This is a genomic window from Flavobacterium sp. LS1P28, assembly GCF_003970335.1.
Classification (GTDB): domain Bacteria; phylum Bacteroidota; class Bacteroidia; order Flavobacteriales; family Flavobacteriaceae; genus Flavobacterium.
The window spans coordinates 71,166-91,348 of sequence record NZ_RYDI01000011.1 but is presented as its reverse complement, the minus strand read 5'-3'; the positions used below and the strand labels follow the sequence as shown (position 1 = coordinate 91,348).

21 protein-coding genes are annotated in these 20,183 nt (G+C 36.0%); 15 read left to right on the top strand and 6 right to left on the bottom strand.

Annotated elements, in window-relative coordinates; all coding sequences use genetic code 11:
- Window positions 1-38 precede the first annotated feature (38 nt).
- From EKL97_RS10010 to EKL97_RS09995, 4 genes are all read right to left on the bottom strand, one after another.
- The gene (locus EKL97_RS10010; RefSeq protein ID WP_126453633.1) at window positions 39-785 is read right to left on the bottom strand and encodes a rhomboid family intramembrane serine protease; all 747 of its coding nucleotides are present in this window, start codon (window positions 783-785) and stop codon (window positions 39-41) included.
- Window positions 782-2,623 carry a DNA mismatch repair endonuclease MutL gene (gene mutL / locus EKL97_RS10005; protein ID WP_126568764.1) on the bottom strand — a complete coding sequence of 614 codons (1,842 nt, stop codon included), beginning with the start codon at window positions 2,621-2,623 and terminating at the stop codon, window positions 782-784. The genes EKL97_RS10010 and mutL overlap by 4 nt, the downstream gene beginning before the upstream one ends.
- Before the next feature lie 212 nt (window positions 2,624-2,835).
- Window positions 2,836-3,408: a 6,7-dimethyl-8-ribityllumazine synthase gene (gene ribH, locus EKL97_RS10000; protein WP_126563861.1), complete on the bottom strand. Its 573-nt coding sequence runs from the start codon at window positions 3,406-3,408 to the stop codon at window positions 2,836-2,838.
- A 73-nt stretch (window positions 3,409-3,481) separates the two neighbouring features.
- Window positions 3,482-4,255 carry a tetratricopeptide repeat protein gene (locus tag EKL97_RS09995; protein WP_126568763.1) on the bottom strand — a complete coding sequence of 258 codons (774 nt, stop codon included), beginning with the start codon at window positions 4,253-4,255 and terminating at the stop codon, window positions 3,482-3,484.
- 232 nt (window positions 4,256-4,487) lie between these two features.
- On the opposite strand from EKL97_RS09995, the gene recF reads away from it, so the two are divergent.
- The 14 genes from recF (at window position 4,488) to EKL97_RS09925 (ending at window position 17,149) form a co-directional block, all read left to right on the top strand.
- Window positions 4,488-5,567, top strand: a complete 1,080-nt coding sequence (gene recF, locus EKL97_RS09990) for a DNA replication/repair protein RecF (RefSeq protein ID WP_126461484.1) — start codon at window positions 4,488-4,490, stop codon at window positions 5,565-5,567.
- Between the two features lie 78 nt (window positions 5,568-5,645).
- Window positions 5,646-6,344, top strand: coding sequence for a thioredoxin domain-containing protein (locus EKL97_RS09985; RefSeq protein WP_126562324.1), 699 nt, complete (start codon window positions 5,646-5,648; stop codon window positions 6,342-6,344).
- Window positions 6,345-6,350: 6 nt separating this feature from the next.
- Window positions 6,351-7,022 carry a DUF2461 domain-containing protein gene (locus EKL97_RS09980; RefSeq protein WP_126568762.1) on the top strand — a complete coding sequence of 224 codons (672 nt, stop codon included), beginning with the start codon at window positions 6,351-6,353 and terminating at the stop codon, window positions 7,020-7,022.
- Between the two features lie 5 nt (window positions 7,023-7,027).
- Window positions 7,028-8,104, top strand: coding sequence for a glycosyltransferase family 4 protein (locus EKL97_RS09975; RefSeq protein ID WP_126568761.1), 1,077 nt, complete (start codon window positions 7,028-7,030; stop codon window positions 8,102-8,104).
- A gap of 2 nt (window positions 8,105-8,106) precedes the next feature.
- Window positions 8,107-9,954, top strand: a complete 1,848-nt coding sequence (gene asnB, locus EKL97_RS09970; RefSeq protein WP_126568760.1) for an asparagine synthase (glutamine-hydrolyzing) — start codon at window positions 8,107-8,109, stop codon at window positions 9,952-9,954.
- Window positions 9,955-10,002: 48 nt separating this feature from the next.
- On the top strand, window positions 10,003-11,016 hold the full coding sequence (gene murB, locus EKL97_RS09965) for a UDP-N-acetylmuramate dehydrogenase (protein WP_126555053.1): 1,014 nt from the start codon (window positions 10,003-10,005) through the stop codon (window positions 11,014-11,016).
- A 78-nt stretch (window positions 11,017-11,094) separates the two neighbouring features.
- Window positions 11,095-11,709, top strand: a complete 615-nt coding sequence (locus EKL97_RS09960; protein ID WP_126461502.1) for an FMN-binding negative transcriptional regulator — start codon at window positions 11,095-11,097, stop codon at window positions 11,707-11,709.
- Between the two features lie 112 nt (window positions 11,710-11,821).
- Window positions 11,822-12,928: a glycosyltransferase gene (locus EKL97_RS09955; protein ID WP_126461505.1), complete on the top strand. Its 1,107-nt coding sequence runs from the start codon at window positions 11,822-11,824 to the stop codon at window positions 12,926-12,928.
- Window positions 12,919-13,470, top strand: coding sequence for an RNA polymerase sigma factor (locus EKL97_RS09950; protein ID WP_126461508.1), 552 nt, complete (start codon window positions 12,919-12,921; stop codon window positions 13,468-13,470). The genes EKL97_RS09955 and EKL97_RS09950 overlap by 10 nt, the downstream gene beginning before the upstream one ends.
- A gap of 630 nt (window positions 13,471-14,100) precedes the next feature.
- Complete coding sequence (gene lipA, locus EKL97_RS09945) at window positions 14,101-14,970, top strand: lipoyl synthase (protein ID WP_126453603.1); 870 nt, start codon at window positions 14,101-14,103, stop codon at window positions 14,968-14,970.
- 75 nt (window positions 14,971-15,045) lie between these two features.
- Entirely contained in the window at window positions 15,046-16,056 is a 1,011-nt protein-coding gene (gap, locus tag EKL97_RS09940) for a type I glyceraldehyde-3-phosphate dehydrogenase (RefSeq protein ID WP_126461511.1), read from the top strand.
- Window positions 16,057-16,195: 139 nt separating this feature from the next.
- The gene (locus EKL97_RS16040; RefSeq protein ID WP_126562342.1) at window positions 16,196-16,369 is read left to right on the top strand and encodes a tetratricopeptide repeat protein; all 174 of its coding nucleotides are present in this window, start codon (window positions 16,196-16,198) and stop codon (window positions 16,367-16,369) included.
- 55 nt (window positions 16,370-16,424) lie between these two features.
- Window positions 16,425-16,733: an ATP-binding protein gene (locus EKL97_RS09930; protein WP_126568759.1), complete on the top strand. Its 309-nt coding sequence runs from the start codon at window positions 16,425-16,427 to the stop codon at window positions 16,731-16,733.
- A gap of 104 nt (window positions 16,734-16,837) precedes the next feature.
- Window positions 16,838-17,149: a response regulator gene (locus tag EKL97_RS09925; RefSeq protein ID WP_126563855.1), complete on the top strand. Its 312-nt coding sequence runs from the start codon at window positions 16,838-16,840 to the stop codon at window positions 17,147-17,149.
- Between the two features lie 3 nt (window positions 17,150-17,152).
- On the opposite strand, the gene EKL97_RS09920 is transcribed toward EKL97_RS09925, so the two are convergent.
- Window positions 17,153-17,965 carry a purine-nucleoside phosphorylase gene (locus tag EKL97_RS09920; RefSeq protein ID WP_126563854.1) on the bottom strand — a complete coding sequence of 271 codons (813 nt, stop codon included), beginning with the start codon at window positions 17,963-17,965 and terminating at the stop codon, window positions 17,153-17,155.
- Window positions 17,937-18,962: a tetraacyldisaccharide 4'-kinase gene (lpxK, locus tag EKL97_RS09915; protein WP_126563853.1), complete on the bottom strand. Its 1,026-nt coding sequence runs from the start codon at window positions 18,960-18,962 to the stop codon at window positions 17,937-17,939. Before lpxK ends, EKL97_RS09920 begins: the two co-directional genes overlap by 29 nt.
- 126 nt (window positions 18,963-19,088) lie before the next feature.
- On the opposite strand from lpxK, the gene EKL97_RS09910 reads away from it, so the two are divergent.
- On the top strand, window positions 19,089-20,183 hold the full coding sequence (locus tag EKL97_RS09910) for a Nif3-like dinuclear metal center hexameric protein (protein WP_126461523.1): 1,095 nt from the start codon (window positions 19,089-19,091) through the stop codon (window positions 20,181-20,183).

Below are 20,183 nucleotides of genomic sequence, written 5' to 3'. Positions count from 1 at the left end.
TGTTTAGGTTATATACTACTTTAAAAGCTGTTAGACTTTTAATTCCAACGGTTCTTATTGAACTGATTTTTCTTCCAGTACCACGTAATAATAAAACCAAATAAGGCGCCACCAACGTGGGCAAAATGGGCAATTCCGCCACCACCAAAAATTGATTTTCCTGAAATACCCAGGTACAAATCGATTAACACTAAACCCGGAACAAAATACTTTGCTTTTATGGGTACAGGAATAAACATCAAAGACAACTCAGCATTAGGAAACATAAAGGCAAAGGCTACTATCGTTCCGTAAATAGCGCCAGAGGCTCCCACTGCAGTACCCACATAGGCACTTGTGAAATTCTGAAAATCAGAAACCGCTAAGATCTCCTGCCATCTGGTATCAATCTTACCTTCGTTCAAAATTTGCAAAATTTCTTGTTTAGAAAAACCATTAGCCATTAGCGTATTCAATCCGTCTTGAAAATAGTAATAATTGACTCCGGTATGCAACAACGCTGCACCTAATCCGCAGGAAATATAGAAAAACAAGAATTTCTTACTTCCCCACATTTGCTCTAAAGCAGATCCAAAAGAATATAACGCAAACATATTGAAAAAAATATGCATAAAACCGCCATGCATAAACATGTGCGTCACCGGTTGCCACAATTGAAAACTTGGGTTTTCCGGAAAATACAATGCTAATATTTTATAGGCGGGCTCTTTTATAATCAGTGTCCCTACAAAAAACAATACATTGATAATAATTAATTGTTTTACGGTTTCAGTAACGTTTCTCATAATGCAAATTTTTTATCTAAATCTTCCACACGCATGGTGATGAAAGTGGGTTTATAGAATGGGGAAACATTTGGGTCTTTACAGGCAAAAAGTCCGTTGACCAAATTTTCCTGTTCTTTTTCTGTCAGGTGTGTTCCTGTTTTCACGGCTAAACTTTTGGCCATCGATTTGGCAATCGTATCGTTCTGGCTGAAACTGCTTTCTGGAATTCCGTCCTGCAAATCACTTAATAATTGTTCTAAAACCAGTGAAACTTCACTCTCCGTTACATTTACCGGTATTCCTGAAATAACAATATGATCGGTGTTATTTTCTTCAAAAACAAATCCGGTATTCATTAATGATAATTGTAATTCCCCGATAAGCTCCATTTCGCTTGACGAATAAAATAGGTTCAAAGGAAATAATAACTGCTGACTTGAGGCTTGATTAACCGTCATATTGACCAAAAACTGCTCATACAAAACACGTTGGTGCGCCCGCTGCTGATCGACAATTACCATTCCGGATTTGATGGAGGAAACAATATATTTTTTATGTATTTGATACGTTTTATGAACAGAATGCTCCACTTCTTCGTCATTAAATAAAGACGAGGTAACTTCTTCATTTTCGAAAGTCAAATGCCCTATTTCATCCGTATCCTGTTTTAAGCCTACGTATAAACTTTCCCAATTAGCGGTTGGTTCTGGTTTTCTATAACTGGAAAATTGCTTACTGGGTTTTTCTTCGGAAAACGGATTGAAGTTGCCATCTACCTGAATCGTCGGTGTAGCACCTTCTAAATCTTTGTAATGATACGGCGTATCTAAATTAGAATCGCGATCAAAATCTAACACTGGAGCCACATTAAACTGGCCCAAACTATGCTTTATGGAAGCACGTAAAATAGCATATAAAGCATGTTCGTCATCAAACTTAATTTCCGTTTTAGTGGGATGAATATTGATATCAATAGTGTTGGGTGGCACTGACAAATATAAAAAATAACTGGGCTGCGCACCGTCTTTTAAGATTCCGTCATAGGCAGCCATAACCGCATGATGCAAATAACCGCTTTTTATAAAACGGTCATTGACAAAGAAAAATTGTTCTCCACGATTTTTTTTGGCAAATTCTGGTTTGCTTACAAATCCTTGAATTGTTACAATTTCAGTTTCTTCCTGAACCGGAACTAATTTTTCATTGGTTTTACCTGAAAAAATATTCACAATTCGTTGTCGTAAAGTTGATGGAGGCAAGTTGAACATTTCACTGCCGTTGTGATAAAATGTAAAATGTATTTTTGGATCAGCCAAAGCCACACGCTGAAACTCATCCACTACATGGCGGTATTCTACGGTGTCCGACTTTAAGAAATTCCGTCGTGCTGGAATATTAAAAAACAAGTTTTTCACGGCAAATGAAGTTCCTTTAGGCAAAACAGCTACCTCTTGAGATACGAATTTACTGCCTTCAACAATAATATGGGTTCCAAGTTCTTCCTGATCTTGTTTGGTTTTCATTTCCACATGGGCAATTGCCGCAATAGATGCTAATGCTTCGCCACGAAACCCTTTGGTATGCAGTGAAAATAAATCTTCGGCATGACGGATTTTGGAGGTAGCATGGCGCTCAAAACACAAACGCGCATCAGTAACACTCATCCCTAAACCATTGTCAATGACTTGAACCAATGCTTTTCCGGCATCTTTAATAATTAGTTTGATATCCGTTGCTCTGGCATCTACCGCGTTTTCGAGCAATTCTTTGACTACCGAAGCAGGTCTTTGAACGACTTCGCCAGCAGCAATTTGATTGGCAACATGATCCGGAAGTAATTGAATTATACTCGACATTAAAAAAATTAGGTTTAAAGTTTATCCCTTTGACTGTACTTCGACTTCGCTCAGTATAGACTTCTCCGGGCGACAATAGTTTATTATAAAACCAAGAAGCACAAATTTAATGAATTTCTACGGGGAATGGTAGCGTATTTAATCATAAATAAAACAAAAAACCTATACTATATATGCAATAGTATAGGTTAAAGAATTATAAATTTTTATTCTTATTCTTTTAATTCCAATGGCAAATTTTCAATTTGCAAAGCACCGGGAGACAGTAACTGTTGGTTATCGAACTGATGATTCAAGGATGCCTGCTGGCGGATATAAGCCATTTTTATAGCAGCAATAGCTGCTTCAGTCCCTTTATTTCCATGAATTCCTCCGCTTCTATCAATTGATTGTTGCATGGTATTATCTGTCAAAACACAAAAGATAACCGGAACATCCGTTTGAACATTCAAATCTTTTATTCCCTGCGTAACGCCTTCACACACAAAATCAAAATGTTTGGTTTGTCCTTGGATGACGCACCCTATAACAATAACAGCATCCACATTTTGAGTTTGCAACATTTTTTTGGCTCCATAGACAAGTTCAAAACTCCCTGGAACATTCCACCGTATGATTTGTCCGGAAGGAACTTCATTTTCTAATAATGTCTTGAATGCCCCATCAAAAAGCCCTTCGGTGATAGTGTCATTCCATTCTGCAACTACAATTCCGAAACGAAATTTTTTCGCGTCTGGAACCATATTTTTGTCATACTCGGATAAATTTTTATTTTCGGTAGCCATCTTATTTAGTTTTCAGTCACAGTCGCAGTATGCAGTTTCTGGAAACTAAAAACTGTGACTATTAACTTTTATATTATTGTGCCAATCCTATTAAAACGTCAACTGAAGCAGTTTCTGGAGCGCCCTCATAATTTTCTTTGATGTCAGTAAAATATTTCAATGCTTCTTCTTTATTTCCTAGAGCCAAAGCTGTTTTTCCGGCCTTCAACAAGAAACGTGGTGTTGTAAAATCATTTTTATTAGATCCTGCCGCTTTTACATAATTCTCTAATGCTTCTTTTGGTTGATTTTTTTGAGAATAAGCATCTCCAATTGCTCCTTTTGCCAACGCACTTAAAACAATATCATCCGATTTAAATTTACTTAAATAATCAATCGCTTCAGTATATTTTCCGGTATTCAAATAGGCAATTCCAGCATAATAATTAGCTAAATTTCCAGCATCAGTTCCAGAATATTCATCTGCAATTTTCAGGAATCCAAATTTACCTTCTGAACCATTCAAAGACAGCTTATACAAGGAGTCGCTTGCAACTCCATCGGTTGCTTTTTGGAAGTTTTGTTGTGCCACGAACATTTCATTAGCGGCTTCATCTTGTTGTGGTGCAGCAATAAATCTTTGGTAAGCTAAATATCCAATAGTAAATAGGGTAGCAGCGGCAACTAATCCAATAATAATTTTTTGGTTTTTAGCTACCCAATCCTCCGTTATTGTAGCGGTTTGATCTAATTTAGAAAATACTTCTGCTGTTGTACTGTCCTTATCATCAACTACTACTGCTTCAACGCCGTCTTTTGTTTCTTTTTCTTTTGGTGCTTTATATCCTCTTTTATTGTAAGTAGCCATTTAAATTTAATTTAGTGAGTCGCAAAAATAAAATTTTTATTCAAACCCACACAAAAAATATGCTTTTATATTTAAAAAAAATATCTTATCAGATTCTTTGTTTCCAAAGACAAAATAATTCTCATAGAAAAAACAGAAAAGACGGTTTTATCGATATTTTTCAATAATTTGCACCCACTTTGAAAAGTCTGTTCAAAAACAGCAAAGTTCTCAATACCAGTAAGCCTTACCCATGTATTTAAAAAAAATTTCACTGTTCAATTATAAGAATTTTTCTGAAGCTAATTTTGATTTTGACTCTAAAATAAATTGCTTTGTAGGTAAAAACGGTATTGGCAAAACAAATGTGCTCGATGCAATCTACCATTTATCGTACGGAAAAAGCTATTTTAATCCATTGGCGGTACAAAACATCAAACATGGAGCCGAATTTTTCGTTATAGATGCTGCATTTGAAAAAAACGAAAGAACGGAACAAATTGTCTGCAGCCTTAAAAAAGGACAGAAAAAAATATTGAAACGCAACGGCAAAGCCTACGACAAATTCTCAGATCATATTGGGTTTATTCCTTTAGTGATTATTTCTCCGGCCGATAGAGATTTGATTGTGGAAGGCAGCGAAACCCGACGGAAATTCATGGACAGTGTGATTTCGCAACTGGACTCCCACTATTTACAGCAACTTATTCAATACCAGAAAGTAATGAGTCAGCGCAATGCTTTGTTGAAATATTTTGCGTTAAATCATGTTTTCGATACTGACACGCTCTCCATATATAATGAACAACTCAATGGTTTTGGAAACTATATTTTCGAAAAAAGAAAAGCATTTATAGAACAATTCATTCCTATTTTCAATACCCATCATCAAGCTATAACGGGTTCACAGGAAACCGTGCAACTCGTTTACGAAAGCCATTTATTCGAAAAAGACTTGTTGACCCTTTTACAGGAAAACATCAATAAAGACCGAGCGTTACATTATACGAGTGTAGGAATCCATAAAGACGATTTAGCCTTTGAAATTGACCAACATCCAATAAAGAAATTTGGCTCGCAAGGCCAACAAAAATCGTATTTGATCGCTTTAAAATTAGCGCAATTTGAGTTTTTAAAAAAACAAAGCGGTGTAAAACCAATTCTGTTATTTGATGATATTTTTGACAAATTAGACGAAAGTCGCGTGGCCAAAATAATCGAAATGGTCAACAGCGATACTTTTGGTCAACTTTTCATTTCAGATACCCATCCGGAACGTACGGAAGTTATTCTAAAATTGACCCATCAGAGCTATAAAATTTTCAACTTATAACTTTTATTTAGTACTTTATAAGGCCTGAAAATTGAAAAAACACCTAATTTAGCGTATTCAATTATAAATCAAATTACAATGAAATTCAGTTCAATATTCGTATTAATAATATCTTTTGCTTTTTTATCTTGTAATGGACAAGCATCAAAAGAAAGTCAAACTATCGATGCAAAAGTTTTTAGCGAAAAAATTGCGGCAACACCAAATCCACAAATTCTGGATGTACGAACGCCTGCGGAATTTTCGTCAGATCATATCGACAAAGCCGTAAATGTAGATTGGCTCGGAGACAGCTTTGTTGCAGGCACCGAAAAACTAGACAAAACAAAACCTGTTTTCGTGTACTGCAAAAGCGGCGGAAGAAGTCAAAGTGCCGTTGAAAAACTGGAAGAACTTGGCTTTACAAATGTTTACCAATTACAAGGCGGAATATTAAAATGGGACGCTGCAGGACTGTCTAAACCAAGCAACAAAATCACTGGAATGACTTTGCAGGACTACAATAAATCAGTAGACTCTGATAAAAAAGTATTGGTTAGTTTTTATGCAGAATGGTGTGCGCCATGCAAAAAAATGACGCCCTACATCACAAAAATGCAAACTGAACTAGCAGATAGCGTAACCATCATACGATTGGATGCCGACAAAAACAAAACCTTAATGACCGAAATGAAAATCAGTGAACTTCCTACTCTATTATTGTATGAAAAAGCAGCAGTAAAATGGAGAAAATCCGGTTTCATTAGCGAAGAAGAATTAAGAAAACAAATACAATAGTACAAGATGCTTTCAAAAGAAACACTACAATTTCTTGATGATTTAAAAGCCAATAATAATCGGGATTGGTTTCTGGAAAACAAAAAACGCTACGAAAGGTTCAAGAAAGACTACCAACAACTAGTTGGGGACTTACTGGACGTCATGAAACCTTTGGATCCATCGCTGGAAATGCTAGAAATTAAAAATTGTACGTTCAGAATTAATCGCGACATTCGGTTTTCTAAGGACAAAACGCCTTACAAATCGCATTTGGGAATCTGGCTTTCGTCTGGTGCGAAAGGGCTGAATCGTTCCGGCTATTACATTCATCTGGAAAAAGGCGCGAGTTTTATTGCCGGCGGATTGTACTGCCCGGAATCCCATGACTTAAAAAAAATGCGCAAAGAAATAGCATTTTTTCATGAGGATCTGGAAGCTATTCTTGAGAAGAAAGATTTCAAAAAAGAATTTAACGACTTTGATCGTAATGAAAAAAATACCCTGAAAAACCCGCCACGGGGGTACGAAAAAGAACATCCGGCTATTGAATTATTAAAACTAAAGAGTTTTGAGTCTTCACAGAAAATTGATTTTTCGGCAGCTGCCAAAAAGGATTTTGTTGCCGTAATGAGTCAAAAACTGATTGTGCTAAAACCATTGAACGATTTCATCAATCGAGCCTTAACTTCCGAGTAATTCAAATGATATCGACAAAAAAGAGAAGGATACTTTTTTTGGGGGAATCCTACAGAGCCGATGCCATCACCTGGATGAATGGACTCAAGGAATTTGGTGATTTCGAAATTATAACATGGGAATTAAAAACGCCTAGCGATAGTTTTAAGAACCGAATACTACGGATTTTCGAATTTGAACTTGCTGTTTTAAAAATCAGAAAAATAATCCAACTGCAAAAACCGGATATGGTAATCGCGGAACGAACCACCAGTTATGGTTTTCTTGCTGCATTGTCCGGAGTAAAACCAGTTGCAATCGCACAACAAGGCGGAACGGATTTGTGGCCGGAAAAATCTATTTCACTTCCATTAAAAAAAATAATTCAGCATTACGCTTTCAAAAAAGCCGATTTAATTCACGCTTGGGGACCCGCGATGACTTCATCTATGCTGGAGGCTAAAGTTGACATGAGTAAAGTTTTGGTATTACCAAAGGGAATTGATTTGGTGCAATTTGGCAATCAAAAAACTGCCAATCCTGAAAAAATTTGCGCTATCGTCACCCGCTCTTTGATGCCTGAATACTGCCATGCTATTGTTTTAAAAGCGTTTGCTGTTTTAAATCAAAAAGGGATAGATTTCGTCCTTACCATTGTAGGAGACGGAACACAACTTTTTAAATTAAAAGAGTTAGCTAAAAAGTTAAACATTGAAAATAAAGTCAATTTTACCGGAAGAATTCTGAATACGGAATTGCCAAAGCTATTGCAAGAATCAAACATTTACATCAGTATGCCCGTAACGGAAGGCGTTTCGGCATCCTTATTTGAAGCAATGGCAACTAATTGTTATCCAATTTTAAGTGCTATTTCCGGAAATAAAAGCTGGATTAAACACCGCAAAAACGGGCAATTAGTCCCCGTAGATGATTACAATAAACTTGCCGAAGAATTAATTTGGGCATTTGAAAACGATAAATACCGAAACGAAGCTGTTTCTATGAATAGAAAAATTGTTGAAAAAAATGCTGATTATAGTATTAACATGAAGATTATTGCCCATAAATACCACGAATTAATCAACCAAAATCAATCCAATTAATTATGTGTGGAATTAATGGAATCTTGCATTTACAATCTCAGAAAAAAGTAAACGAACGCGTTCTTACTAATATGCGGGATTCTCTGGAACATCGCGGTCCGGATGACAAAGGATTATTTATAGCAAACAATATTGGTTTTGGACACCGAAGACTTTCAATCTTGGATGTTTCAGTAGCCGGGCACCAGCCTTTCCTATCCGAAGACGGAAGATATGTGCTCATTTATAATGGCGAAATTTATAACTACAAAGAATTTTATCCAGAGTTAAAAAGTAATGGATTTGATATCAGAACGACCTCAGACACGGAGATTTTAATGAAATTATTTCAATTGTACGGTTTAAAAATGCTCCACCGCCTAAATGGTATGTTTGCTTTTGCTGTTTGGGATACATTAGAAAAAAAGCTGACTCTTGTTCGAGACAGAATGGGCGTTAAACCGCTATATTATTCTTTTTATAACGAAACATTTTATTTTGCATCGGAACAAAAAGCGCTTTTCACGGCTGGAGTTCCGCTTAAAATGGCGCAAGACGGACTGGAAGAATATGTTTTTAACCGATTTGTAGCTGGAGAAAACACGCTGTACCAAAACGTAAAAAAGGTACTGCCTGGCAATAGCCTAATTATTGAAGAAGGCGGAAAAACCACTACAGAAAAGTGGTGGAATCTAAAAAATGAAATTCGAAACCAACCTGAAATAAAAAATCCAGTCGAATGGTTTCGGGAAACCTTTGATGATTCTGTTAAAATGCGCATGGTAAGCGACGTGCCTGTAGGTGTTTTATTGAGTGGTGGACTGGATTCCTCCTCTATTTTAGCCTCGTTACACCACCAGAAATACAACGGCATCCAGACCTTTAATATGGGTTTCAAAGAGAAAGAACACAATGAAGCACATCTGGCAAAAATGATGGCCGAGAAATTCGATTATGGATTTCAAACTATGCAATTAGAGGATGAAAATCTTTATAACCAGTTACTACGTTCCACTTATTTTCAGGATGAACCAATCATGCACTTGAGTGAACCGCACCTTTTAGCGGTATCTCAAATGGCAAAACCTTCCGTAAAAGTATTGCTTTCCGGCGAAGGTGCTGATGAGTTAATGGGTGGTTATGTACGCTACAAAACCCTACAATATCCCTCATTATTGAATTCTATTGCAGCCATTGGCAATCTAGATTTTTTTACAAAAAAACCACGCTACGAGAAGTTAATGCGTTATGCTCAAATTAGTAAAAAATCTGATTTGGTTATTTATAATGGCTCTACTATTTATCCAAATGATATTGCGGAAACTTTTGGAATCAATACCCCTCCTGAAAACGAATACCGAAAACAAATTTATAAAGAAGCAAAATCTTTGTATCCAGATAACTTACGGAGACAAGCCCTTTATTTTGACCAACACACCTATTTATGCTCACTTCTGGACAGGAACGATCGCTGTACAATGGGCGCATCCATTGAATGCAGGGAACCATTTTTGGACCCAAGATTAGTTGTTGGTCTCGGATCATTGGATGACAAGTGGCTCTTCTCAGGGGAAAAATGGAAATTCATTCTAAAAAAAGCAATGGAAGAACGTTTACCAAATGAAATTCTGAATTTCAGAAAAGTAGGTTTGAGTGCGCCGTGGGGTGATTATATCACAAAGAGTCATGCCTTTAAAGATGAACTAGAGTCTTTCGCAAAAAGTGATCTGTTTCAAATCCCTTATTTTGAACATATTCACATCCATAAACTGATAATGAATTTACAAAAAGGAGACACCAGAATGACGCCGTATATAATGCCGTTGTTTATGATGCATATCTGGATGAAAACGTATGCAACTAAATTTTAATCCTTACTTTTGGTGCAGGATTCAACAACACAAAACGCCCTTTCTTTTATGGAAATAGTACCTAATTTCTCTTTAAAAAAATACAACACATTTGGTATTGAAGCCAAAGCAAAACAGTTTGTCGCCATTCATTCTATACAGGATTTGACAACTATTTTACAAGAAAATAAAACGCAGCAAAAATTTATTTTGGGCGGAGGTAGCAACATGCTTTTGACAAAAGACATTGATGCCCTTGTGATTCATATCGATTTGAAAGGCAAAAAAATCCTTGAAGAAAACGAAGACTTTGTGTGGGTCAGAAGTCAGGCGGGCGAAAACTGGCATGAATTTGTGCTTTGGACCATCGATCAAAATTTTGGAGGATTAGAAAACATGTCGCTAATTCCCGGAAATGTAGGGACTACGCCGGTCCAAAACATTGGTGCTTACGGAACTGAAATCAAAGATACTTTTGTTTCCTGTGAAGCAATGACGGTAGCAAATCAGGAAATAAAAATTTTCACAAAGGACGAATGTCATTTTGGTTACCGGGAAAGTGTTTTCAAAAACGAAATAAAAAACCAATACATCATTACATCAGTTGTTTTTAAATTGACTAAAAAGAACCATAAAATCAATACTTCTTACGGCGATATTTCGGCTGAATTAACCAAAAATAACATCAGCAATCCGACTTTAAAGGACGTCAGCAATGCTGTAATTACCATTCGACAAAGCAAATTACCCGATCCGGCAGCATTGGGAAACAGTGGCAGTTTCTTTAAAAATCCGATTCTGTTAAAATCCGATTTCGAAAAAATTTACAAGAAATTTCCTGAAATGAAATATTTTGATATTTCAGAAACTGAAGTAAAAGTTCCTGCTGGATGGCTGATAGAACAGGCCGGTTTCAAAGGAAAACGTTTTGGCGATGCCGGAATCCATAAAAATCAAGCGCTGGTTTTAGTGAATTATGGTCATGCAACCGGACAGGAAATTTTGAATGTTTCTAAAAATATTCAGGACACTATTTTTAAAATTTTTGGCATCCATATTGAGGCCGAAGTAAATGTGATTTAGGTGCTAGGCATTAGTCCAATAAATTTTAAAATCGTTTTACTAATCCCTATTCCTAATTCCCAAAAACCCAATCCTAAAATGTACACTCCAGAAATCTACAAAAACGAAAATCAGGAAGAAATCAAAAAATTTCTGCAAGAGAATAGTTTTGGTATTTTAATCAATCAAACCAATGGGAAATTGTGTGCCACACATATTCCTTTGGAACTGGAAACCAACAAAGAAGGCAAGGAAATTTTATGTGGGCACATTTCTAAAGAAAACCCACAATGGAATGGTTTTATAGACAACGACGAAATTTTAGCTGTATTTTCCGGACCTCACAGTTATATTTCTTCTTCTTGGTACGATCATGAAAATGTTCCAACATGGAACTATATTGCGGTTCATGTGTACGGAAAAATAAAAATTATTGAAGGAGAAGCCATCATTGAATCCTTAAAAAAACTGGTCGATAAGTACGAACAGAATTCTGAAAACCCGATTCGTATAGCAGATTTATCTAAAAAAACCATGATGCAAACTCGCGGTATTGTCGCCTTTGAAATTGAAATAACTGAAATTCAAGCCACAAAAAAATTATCTCAAAACAGAGACGAAAAAAACCATCAAAACATCATTTCTGAGTTAGAAAAAACAAAAGATTTTCAGTCAATAGCAGTTGCAAATGAGATGAAGAAATGCCCACTATAAATTCTTTTAAAAATCATAATTTATAATTTACAATTCATAATTCTATTCATACCTTTGCACTCTGCCGTCCCGAAGCTTCGGGATCGGGGATTTAAACACTCATTAAACTCAGATGCTTATACTAATTCTTTACTTTTTTATTTTTATTATTGCGGTTCAAATTTTATATTATCTAGGTGTTTTTGGGAAATTTGCTTTCGCCAAAATCCAAAAAATAACACCAAAAAGAATCCCCATTTCAGTTATTGTTTGTGCCAAAAACGAAGAAGAAAATGCAGCAAATTTCATCCCTTTACTGGCGGAACAAAACTATCCTGATTTTGAAATTGTCTTGATTGACGATGCCTCAAGTGATGCTACTCTGGCTATTTTTGAAGGTTTTGAAAAACAATATCCAAATATTCGTTTGGTAAAAGTACAAAACAACGAAGCCTTTTGGGGAAACAAAAAATATGCGTTGACATTAGGAATAAAAGCCGCAAAAAAAGAGTATTTACTATTCACTGATGCGGATTGTTATCCCACTTCAAAGGACTGGATAACAGCCATGAGTTCTCAATTTACGATGCAAAAAACTATCGTGTTGGGGTATGGGAAATATGAAAAAATTGCCAATTCTTTCCTGAATAAAATAATTCGTTTTGAAACTTTGTTAACCGCGATTCAATATTTTTCCTGGGCAAAAACAGGACATCCGTACATGGGTGTAGGAAGAAATTTAGCGTATAAAAAAGAAGAGTTTTTCAATGTAAATGGTTTTATTGATCACATGCAAATTCGTTCCGGTGACGATGATTTATTTGTAAACCAGGCGGCAAATGCTAGAAATACCACTATTGCTTTCACGCCGGAAAGCATTACGCTTTCCAGACCAAAAAAAACTTACAAAGACTGGCTGATTCAAAAAAGGCGACATGTGGCTACGGCAAATTATTACAAACCTTTTGATAAATTACAATTAGGTCTGTTTTACTGTTCGCAATTGTTATTCATTTTATTGCCCATTGTATTGCTGTCTTTTCAATTCCAATGGATATTAGTGCTTAGTTTAATTGCGCTTCGGTATCTTGTAACATGGATTGTCATCGGATTTTCGGCAGGCAAATTAAAAGAAAAAGATGTTGTATATTGGTATCCAATAATTGAATTGGTATTGCTATTTACTCAAATCAATATTTTTATAACAAATACATTCTCAAAACCAGTCCATTGGAAATAAACGAACAGATAGAAAAAGCAAAACAAGGCGATCAAGTTGCCTTCACTTTTCTGTTGAATCATTACTGGAATGAAGTATATGGTTTTATGCTGAAACGCACCGAAAACGAAACCAATGCCGAAGATATCACCATTGAGACGTTCTCGAAAGCTTTTGATAAAATAGCCACTTACAATGCGGAATTCCAGTTCAACACCTGGCTTATTGCTATTGCAAAAAACGTTCACATCGATTTATTGCGGAAAAAAAAATCGAGTCTTTTTGTAGAAATTACCGATGAACACGACCAGCAAGCCTACAATATTGCCGACACTACTCCATCTGCGGAAGATGAATTGATAACGGAACAAAATCTTTCCCGATTACTGCAATTCATTAAAGAATTGAAACCCCATTATCAAGAGGTGATACAGTTGCGTTATTTTCAGGAAATGAGTTACCAGGAAATTGCAAACAAGATTGATGAGCCGCTAAGTAATGTCAAAATTAAGTTGCTTCGTGCCAAGAAATTATTGGCAGAAATCATTAAAAGTAGAAGGTAAATTTATCTTAAAAAATATAGCAAATCTATTTTTTGATTTTCAAATTTATTATCTAAACCAAAAAAATATAAAAGCCCCAAAATTATTATTGGAAATATCAAAAAGGGTAACTTACTTAAAAAGTTTATCTTGTTTTTTAAATTCAATATATGTCTATTATCAGACTCGTCACTATTCCAAAAAAAGTAAAATAAACTAACGGTCTTCCTATAATATCTCCTTCTTTATAATTACTTACATATCCTTGAGAATTTTCTACATCTTCACAACCATGAAAAACATATACTTCATTATTCCATAAAACTCTAACAAATTGAATAATTCCAAAAATGAAATAGAAAACAAATAGCAGATATAAAAAAGATTCCATTCATTTTGAAGCTTTTTTATACCTGATTTTTTTTACGAGTGTACCTTAATCTAATTGAGCTCTGATGGTAGTGGTATCCCTTGCCGCCATTTCGAGAAACATAGCAAAAAGCATGGATATACCGAAAATCAGAACGACTACTTCCTAAGAAAAGCGACTCTAGTACTGCCAAAGTATCCGTATCTCTTTATTCAAATAAACAACGAAACGAATCTACAAATAAACTCTATTCCTTATCTTTGTACTTTGAAAATTTAAATATGGAAATAGTTTTAGAAAATACTTTACCAACTGCAAAGCCAAAATGGTTGAAGGTAAAACTCCCAATAGGAAAAAAATACACTGAGCTTCGTGGCTTAGTGGACAAATATAGCTTAAATACAATTTGTGCCTCCGGAAGTTGCCCTAATATGGGTGAATGCTGGGGTGAAGGAACAGCAACTTTTATGATTCTGGGAAACACTTGTACGCGCTCTTGTGGTTTTTGCGGGGTAAAAACAGGAAGACCCGAAACCGTAGATTGGGATGAGCCCGAGAAGGTAGCGCGTTCTATCAAAATCATGAATATCAAACACGCCGTGATTACCAGCGTTGACAGAGATGACTTAAAAGATGGCGGCTCAATCATTTGGATAGAAACCGTAAAAGCCATTCGAAGAATGAACCCCAATATAACACTGGAAACGCTGATTCCTGATTTTCAAGGTATCGAAAGAAATATTGACCGTATCGTAGAAGCCAATCCTGAAGTAGTTTCGCATAACGTAGAAACGGTACGCCGATTAACCCGTGAAGTCCGCATTCAGGCAAAATACGACAGAAGTTTAGCCGTATTACGCTACTTGAAAGAAAAAGGAATTAAGAGAACAAAATCAGGTATTATGCTAGGTCTGGGCGAGCAGGAAGCCGAAGTTTTTCAAACCATGCGGGACTTGCGGGAAGCCAATGTGGATATTGTTACAATAGGTCAGTACTTGCAACCCAGCAAAAAACATTTGCCGGTAAAAGAATTCATAACACCCGATCAATTTGCAGTATACGAGAAATTTGGTTTAGAACTAGGGTTCCGTCATGTAGAAAGCGGACCATTAGTTCGGTCCTCTTACAAAGCACAAAAACATATATTATAAATAGTTTCTTCGTTTATTTGTTTAATCGGTTAACCAAATAAACGAATAAACGAATAAACGAATAAATGAATCCATTTGAAAACTAGAATAGCCATAAATGGTTTTGGAAGAATCGGCCGAAATTTATTCCGATTACTTTTAAACCATCCCTCAATAGAAGTTGTTGCCATAAATGATATTGCCGACAAGAAAACAATGGCCCATTTAGTGAAATATGATAGTATTCACGGGGTGTTACCCTTTACGGTCAGCGATGATGAAAAAGGAATTCTGGTAGACGGAAATCATTTTTTGTTTTTCCATGAAAAAACCATTTCCAATCTGGACTGGAAAAGTGTAGACATTGATTACGTAATCGAATCCACAGGTAAATACAAGACTTTTGAAGCGCTGAATGCCCATATCTTGGCTGGGGCCAAAAAAGTAATCCTTTCCGCACCATCAGAAGTAGACACTATCAAAACAGTCGTTTTAGGTGTCAATGACTGTATACTTGACGGAACGGAAACCATTATATCAAATGCCAGCTGTACTACCAATAATGCCGCTCCAATGATCAAAGTAATCAATGACCTTTGCGGTATAGAACAAGCCTACATTACTACGATTCACTCGTACACCACAGACCAGAGTCTGCACGACCAACCACATAAAGACTTGCGTCGCGCCAGAGGAGCAAGTCAATCTATTGTACCCACAACAACTGGCGCTGCAAAAGCGTTGACAAAAATATTTCCCGAGTTTGAAGGTAAAATTGGCGGTTGCGGCATCCGGGTACCTGTCCCTGACGGCTCCTTGACTGACATCACATTCAATGTAAAGCGCACAGTAACAATACAGGAAATAAATGCCGCCTTCAAAAATGCTGCACAAACTACTTTAAAAGGTATTTTAGATTATACCGAGGACCCAATTGTTTCAGTTGATGTCATTGGCAATAAAAATTCTTGTATATTCGATGCTCAACTCACTTCGGTTATTGATAAAATGGTAAAAGTAGTTGGATGGTATGATAATGAAATTGGTTATTCATCCAGAATAATTGACCTAATACTATTGACAGAAAATAACCACGAAAAAATTTAATTACAAATGAATTATTTTTTCGTGTTTATTATTGTTTTTTACTCCTCACTGTTTCCTCAATCTACAGAGAAAACGGACAGTATTTTATATTACACTAGTTAAGGAACTCCAGCATTCAAACTAACAATTAAAAGAGGCACTGCTACACCCTCAAAAAGCAATCCTTTATGCGACTCGAAATAAAAACATAGAAGATCAAGCACTTCAGAATTATAATCTGGGTAAAATTTATTTTGATTTAAAAGAGTATGATAACGCCATAGAAACGTTCTCTAAGAGCGCGACTTTATTTTCAAGTTTTAAACCCCTCTGAATGCCATCAACGGAATTACCCATTTGTTATTGGTAGAAAACCCAAATGAAATTTAATCAACAATGCGCTAAAATTTACACAAAACGGAGCCGTACACGTAATTACCAAACTGCACTCTTTGCAGAATGAAAATGCAACTTTATATTATGAAATTACTGATACCGGAATTGGAATCCCCGAAGATAAACTGGCAAGTGTTTTTGACAATTTTTCCCAAAGTCCCATAGAAGTAAATCAAAAATATGGCGTCACGGGGCTAGGATTAACTATCATAAAAAAATTAATTAAAATACTGGGCGGCCAAATTAAACTAAAAAGTACTGTTAGGAGAAGGATCTACATTTTCATTCCTGCTGGACTTTAAAATAAGCGAACAACCACTACAAGAAGAAACCAAACCAAAAGCAAACTATGATTCAAAATTGTTGAATAAAAAATACTTTGGTAGAGGACAATAAAATCAACCAAATGATCACTAAAAAGATACTCATCAATAAAGGAATCATTTGTGAATTAGTTGACAATAGGGAAGATGCCATTGATTTAGTTCGAAAAAGCAAATTTGACTTGGTTCTTATGGACGCTCATTTACCGGGTATCAACGGCACAATCGCTACAGAATTGATTAGAATATTTGATAAAACCACCCCCATCATAGCGTTTACGGCGATCACATTGCATGAAAACCGCAAAATGCTCTTGTCTTTTGGAATGAATGAAGTCATTACAAAACCGTTCGCCCCAGAGGAATTTTACATAACAATCGCTGAATACATCTAGTCATTAATAGTTTAAAATCAATTCTTTAATAAGACTCCTCACTTGCGGTTCAGCTTTTTTTGCTGCTTCCAATACTTCATCGTGTGAAATAGTGCCAATACTTTCTTCATTACCCATATCCGTAATTACAGAAATTCCAAAGGTCTCCAGATCCATGTGACGGGCCACAATTACTTCAGGAACGGTTGACATCCCAACACAATCTGCACCAAGAATCTTGACCATTCTATATTCAGCCAAAGTTTCAAAAGTAGGCCCTTGAAGCCCCAGATAAATTCCTTCATGAACCTCGATATGAAGTTGCTTAGCTAATTCAGTCGCTTTTGCAATCATTTTTCTCGAATACGGCTCACTCATATTTACAAAACGAGGTCCAAAACGTTCGTCATTTTTCCCACGTAAAGGGTGCTCCGGCGTCATATTGATGTGATCCGTAAGCATCACAATAGAGCCTACTTTATAAGCCGGATTCACACCGCCTGATGCATTTGAAACCACTAATTTCTCAATCCCTAAAAACTTCATCACTCGCACCGGAAAAGTCACTTCAGTCATCGAATAGCCTTCGTAAAAATGAAACCGTCCCTGCATGGCCACTACTTTCTTACCGCCTATTGTTCCAAAAACCAAGGCCCCTTTATGACCTGGTACCGTCGATACAGGGAAATTTAAAATTTCATTGTAGGGCAGTGTATATTCTACCTTCATTTCATCGGTAAAACTCCCTAATCCTGATCCTAAAATCACACCATATTCTGGCGTAAAATCAATTCTTTGCTTAATGTAACTAACGGTTTCCTGTACTTGTTCCCACATAATCTGTAATTGTTTTATCAAAATTTTCACTCCCGGAAATAAAAGTACTTTTTATAGGCAGATAAAAGAGTTGTCCGCTTGGTAAACTTCCTTTCAATCGCATATAATCTTTTTCGGTAGTGATAATCATGTTGTTTTGAGCTAACTTTTTAATTTCTAAAATGTCTTTATCGGTAAAATTATGATGATCCGGAAAAGACAAACAGACCTCATTAGTATCCTTAAAATAGGCGAAAAATGGTTCCGGTTTTGCAATTCCTGCCACTAGTACCTTAGCAGCATCTTGAATTTCATTCCCCTTTATCTTTAAATTTTCACCATAAATATAACCATCGTATGCTATAAAAGTAAAATATAATTCTTGATTTTTACCAACTTTTAGCCTCTTTTTAATGTCATCCTGCTCCTCAAATGAAAGGTTATGAGGACATTTAGTCACCATAATCACATTCGCTCTTGCCGCTCCGCTTTGGCTTTCGCGTAAATTCCCGGTTGGCAACATCCAATCATCCGAATATAAATCACCATAAGAAGTCAATAAAATATAAAAACCCGCTTTTACTTTTCGATGTTGAAAAGCGTCATCAAGCAAAATCACTTCTGGTTTTATGGATTGCGAAAGCAATTGCTCTATTCCATTTTTTCTGTCGGCATCAACCGCAACTTGAATCGATGGGAATTTTTGATAAAACTGAAAAGGTTCATCTCCCAAGGTTTCCGCATTCGAAGTGGCTTCTGCCAAAATAAAACCTTTAGATTGCCTTTTATAGCCTCTACTTAGTGTAGCAATTTTATATTTATCCGAAAGCAAGCGAATCAAATATTCAATTTGGGGCGTTTTTCCGGTTCCTCCAACACTAAGATTCCCAACAGCAATAATGGGCAATTCAAACGAGTATGATTTTAAAACCCCTTTATCGAAAAGAAAGTTTCGAATACACGTTACTAAACCATACAAAACGGCAAAAGGGAATAGTAATTTTCGAAGTAAATTCATTTTACGAAAGTAGAATAAATTATCTTTGATTTAAAAATCTAACACAGATTTCACAAATTTTCGCAAATTAAAAATAACTTTGAATCTGTGTATAAATATATATCTGTGTAAATCAGAGTCAAAAACATGAAAATCAAAGAAATAATAGACGTACTCGAAGAAATGGCGCCACTCGCCTATGCTGAAGATTTTGACAATGTAGGACTATTGGTTGGCGATCAGGAAACGGAGGCTACAGGTATTTTAGTTTGCCATGATGCTTTAGAAAATATAATTGACGAAGCAATTGCAAAAAAATGCAATCTGGTGGTTTGTTTTCATCCCATCTTATTTTCTGGATTGAAAAAAATAACGGGTAAAAACTACGTGGAACGCGCTGTTATCAAAGCCATAAAAAATGACATAGCTATATATGCCGTTCACACTGCGCTAGACAATCATCAAGAAGGTGTAAATAAAATATTTAGTGATGCATTAGGATTAATACATACTAAAATCCTGATTCCAAAGCAAAACTTCATTCGGAAATTAGTAACCTACACGATTCCTAAAAATGCGGAAGAAGTACGAAATGCCCTCTTTGACGCAGGAGCGGGAACGATTGGGAATTATGCAAATTGCAGTTTTAATTCGAAAGGAATTGGAACCTATATGGGAAACGAGCACAGCAATCCGCAGGTTGGAGAACGATTTGAATTTGTACAAGGTGACGAAATCAAAATCGAAGTCACTTTCGAAAAACATTTAGAAAAAAAAATCCTGAAAGCCTTATTCAATAGCCACGCCTATGAGGAAGTGGCCTATGAAATTTATGAATTGCAAAACCAACACCAAAATATTGGCTTAGGCATGATAGGCGAATTAAAAAATCCCATGAATGAAAAAGAGTTTCTGCTTTTTGCAAAAGAAAAAATGGAGTGCGGCGGAATTCGGCATTCCGGTTTTACAGGTGCAACAATTAAAAAAGTAGCTGTGCTTGGCGGAGCGGGAAGTTTTGCCATAAAAAATGCAATTCAGGCCGGAGCAGACGCCTATTTGACTGCCGATTTGAAGTACCATCAATTTTATGAGGCCGAAAACAAGTTGCTTTTGGCCGATATAGGACATTTTGAAAGCGAACGTTATACAAAAAATTATATTGTTGAGTATCTTCGGAAAAAAATCCTTAATTTTGCAGTTATTTTATCAGAAGAAAATTCAAATCCAGTTAAGTACTTATAG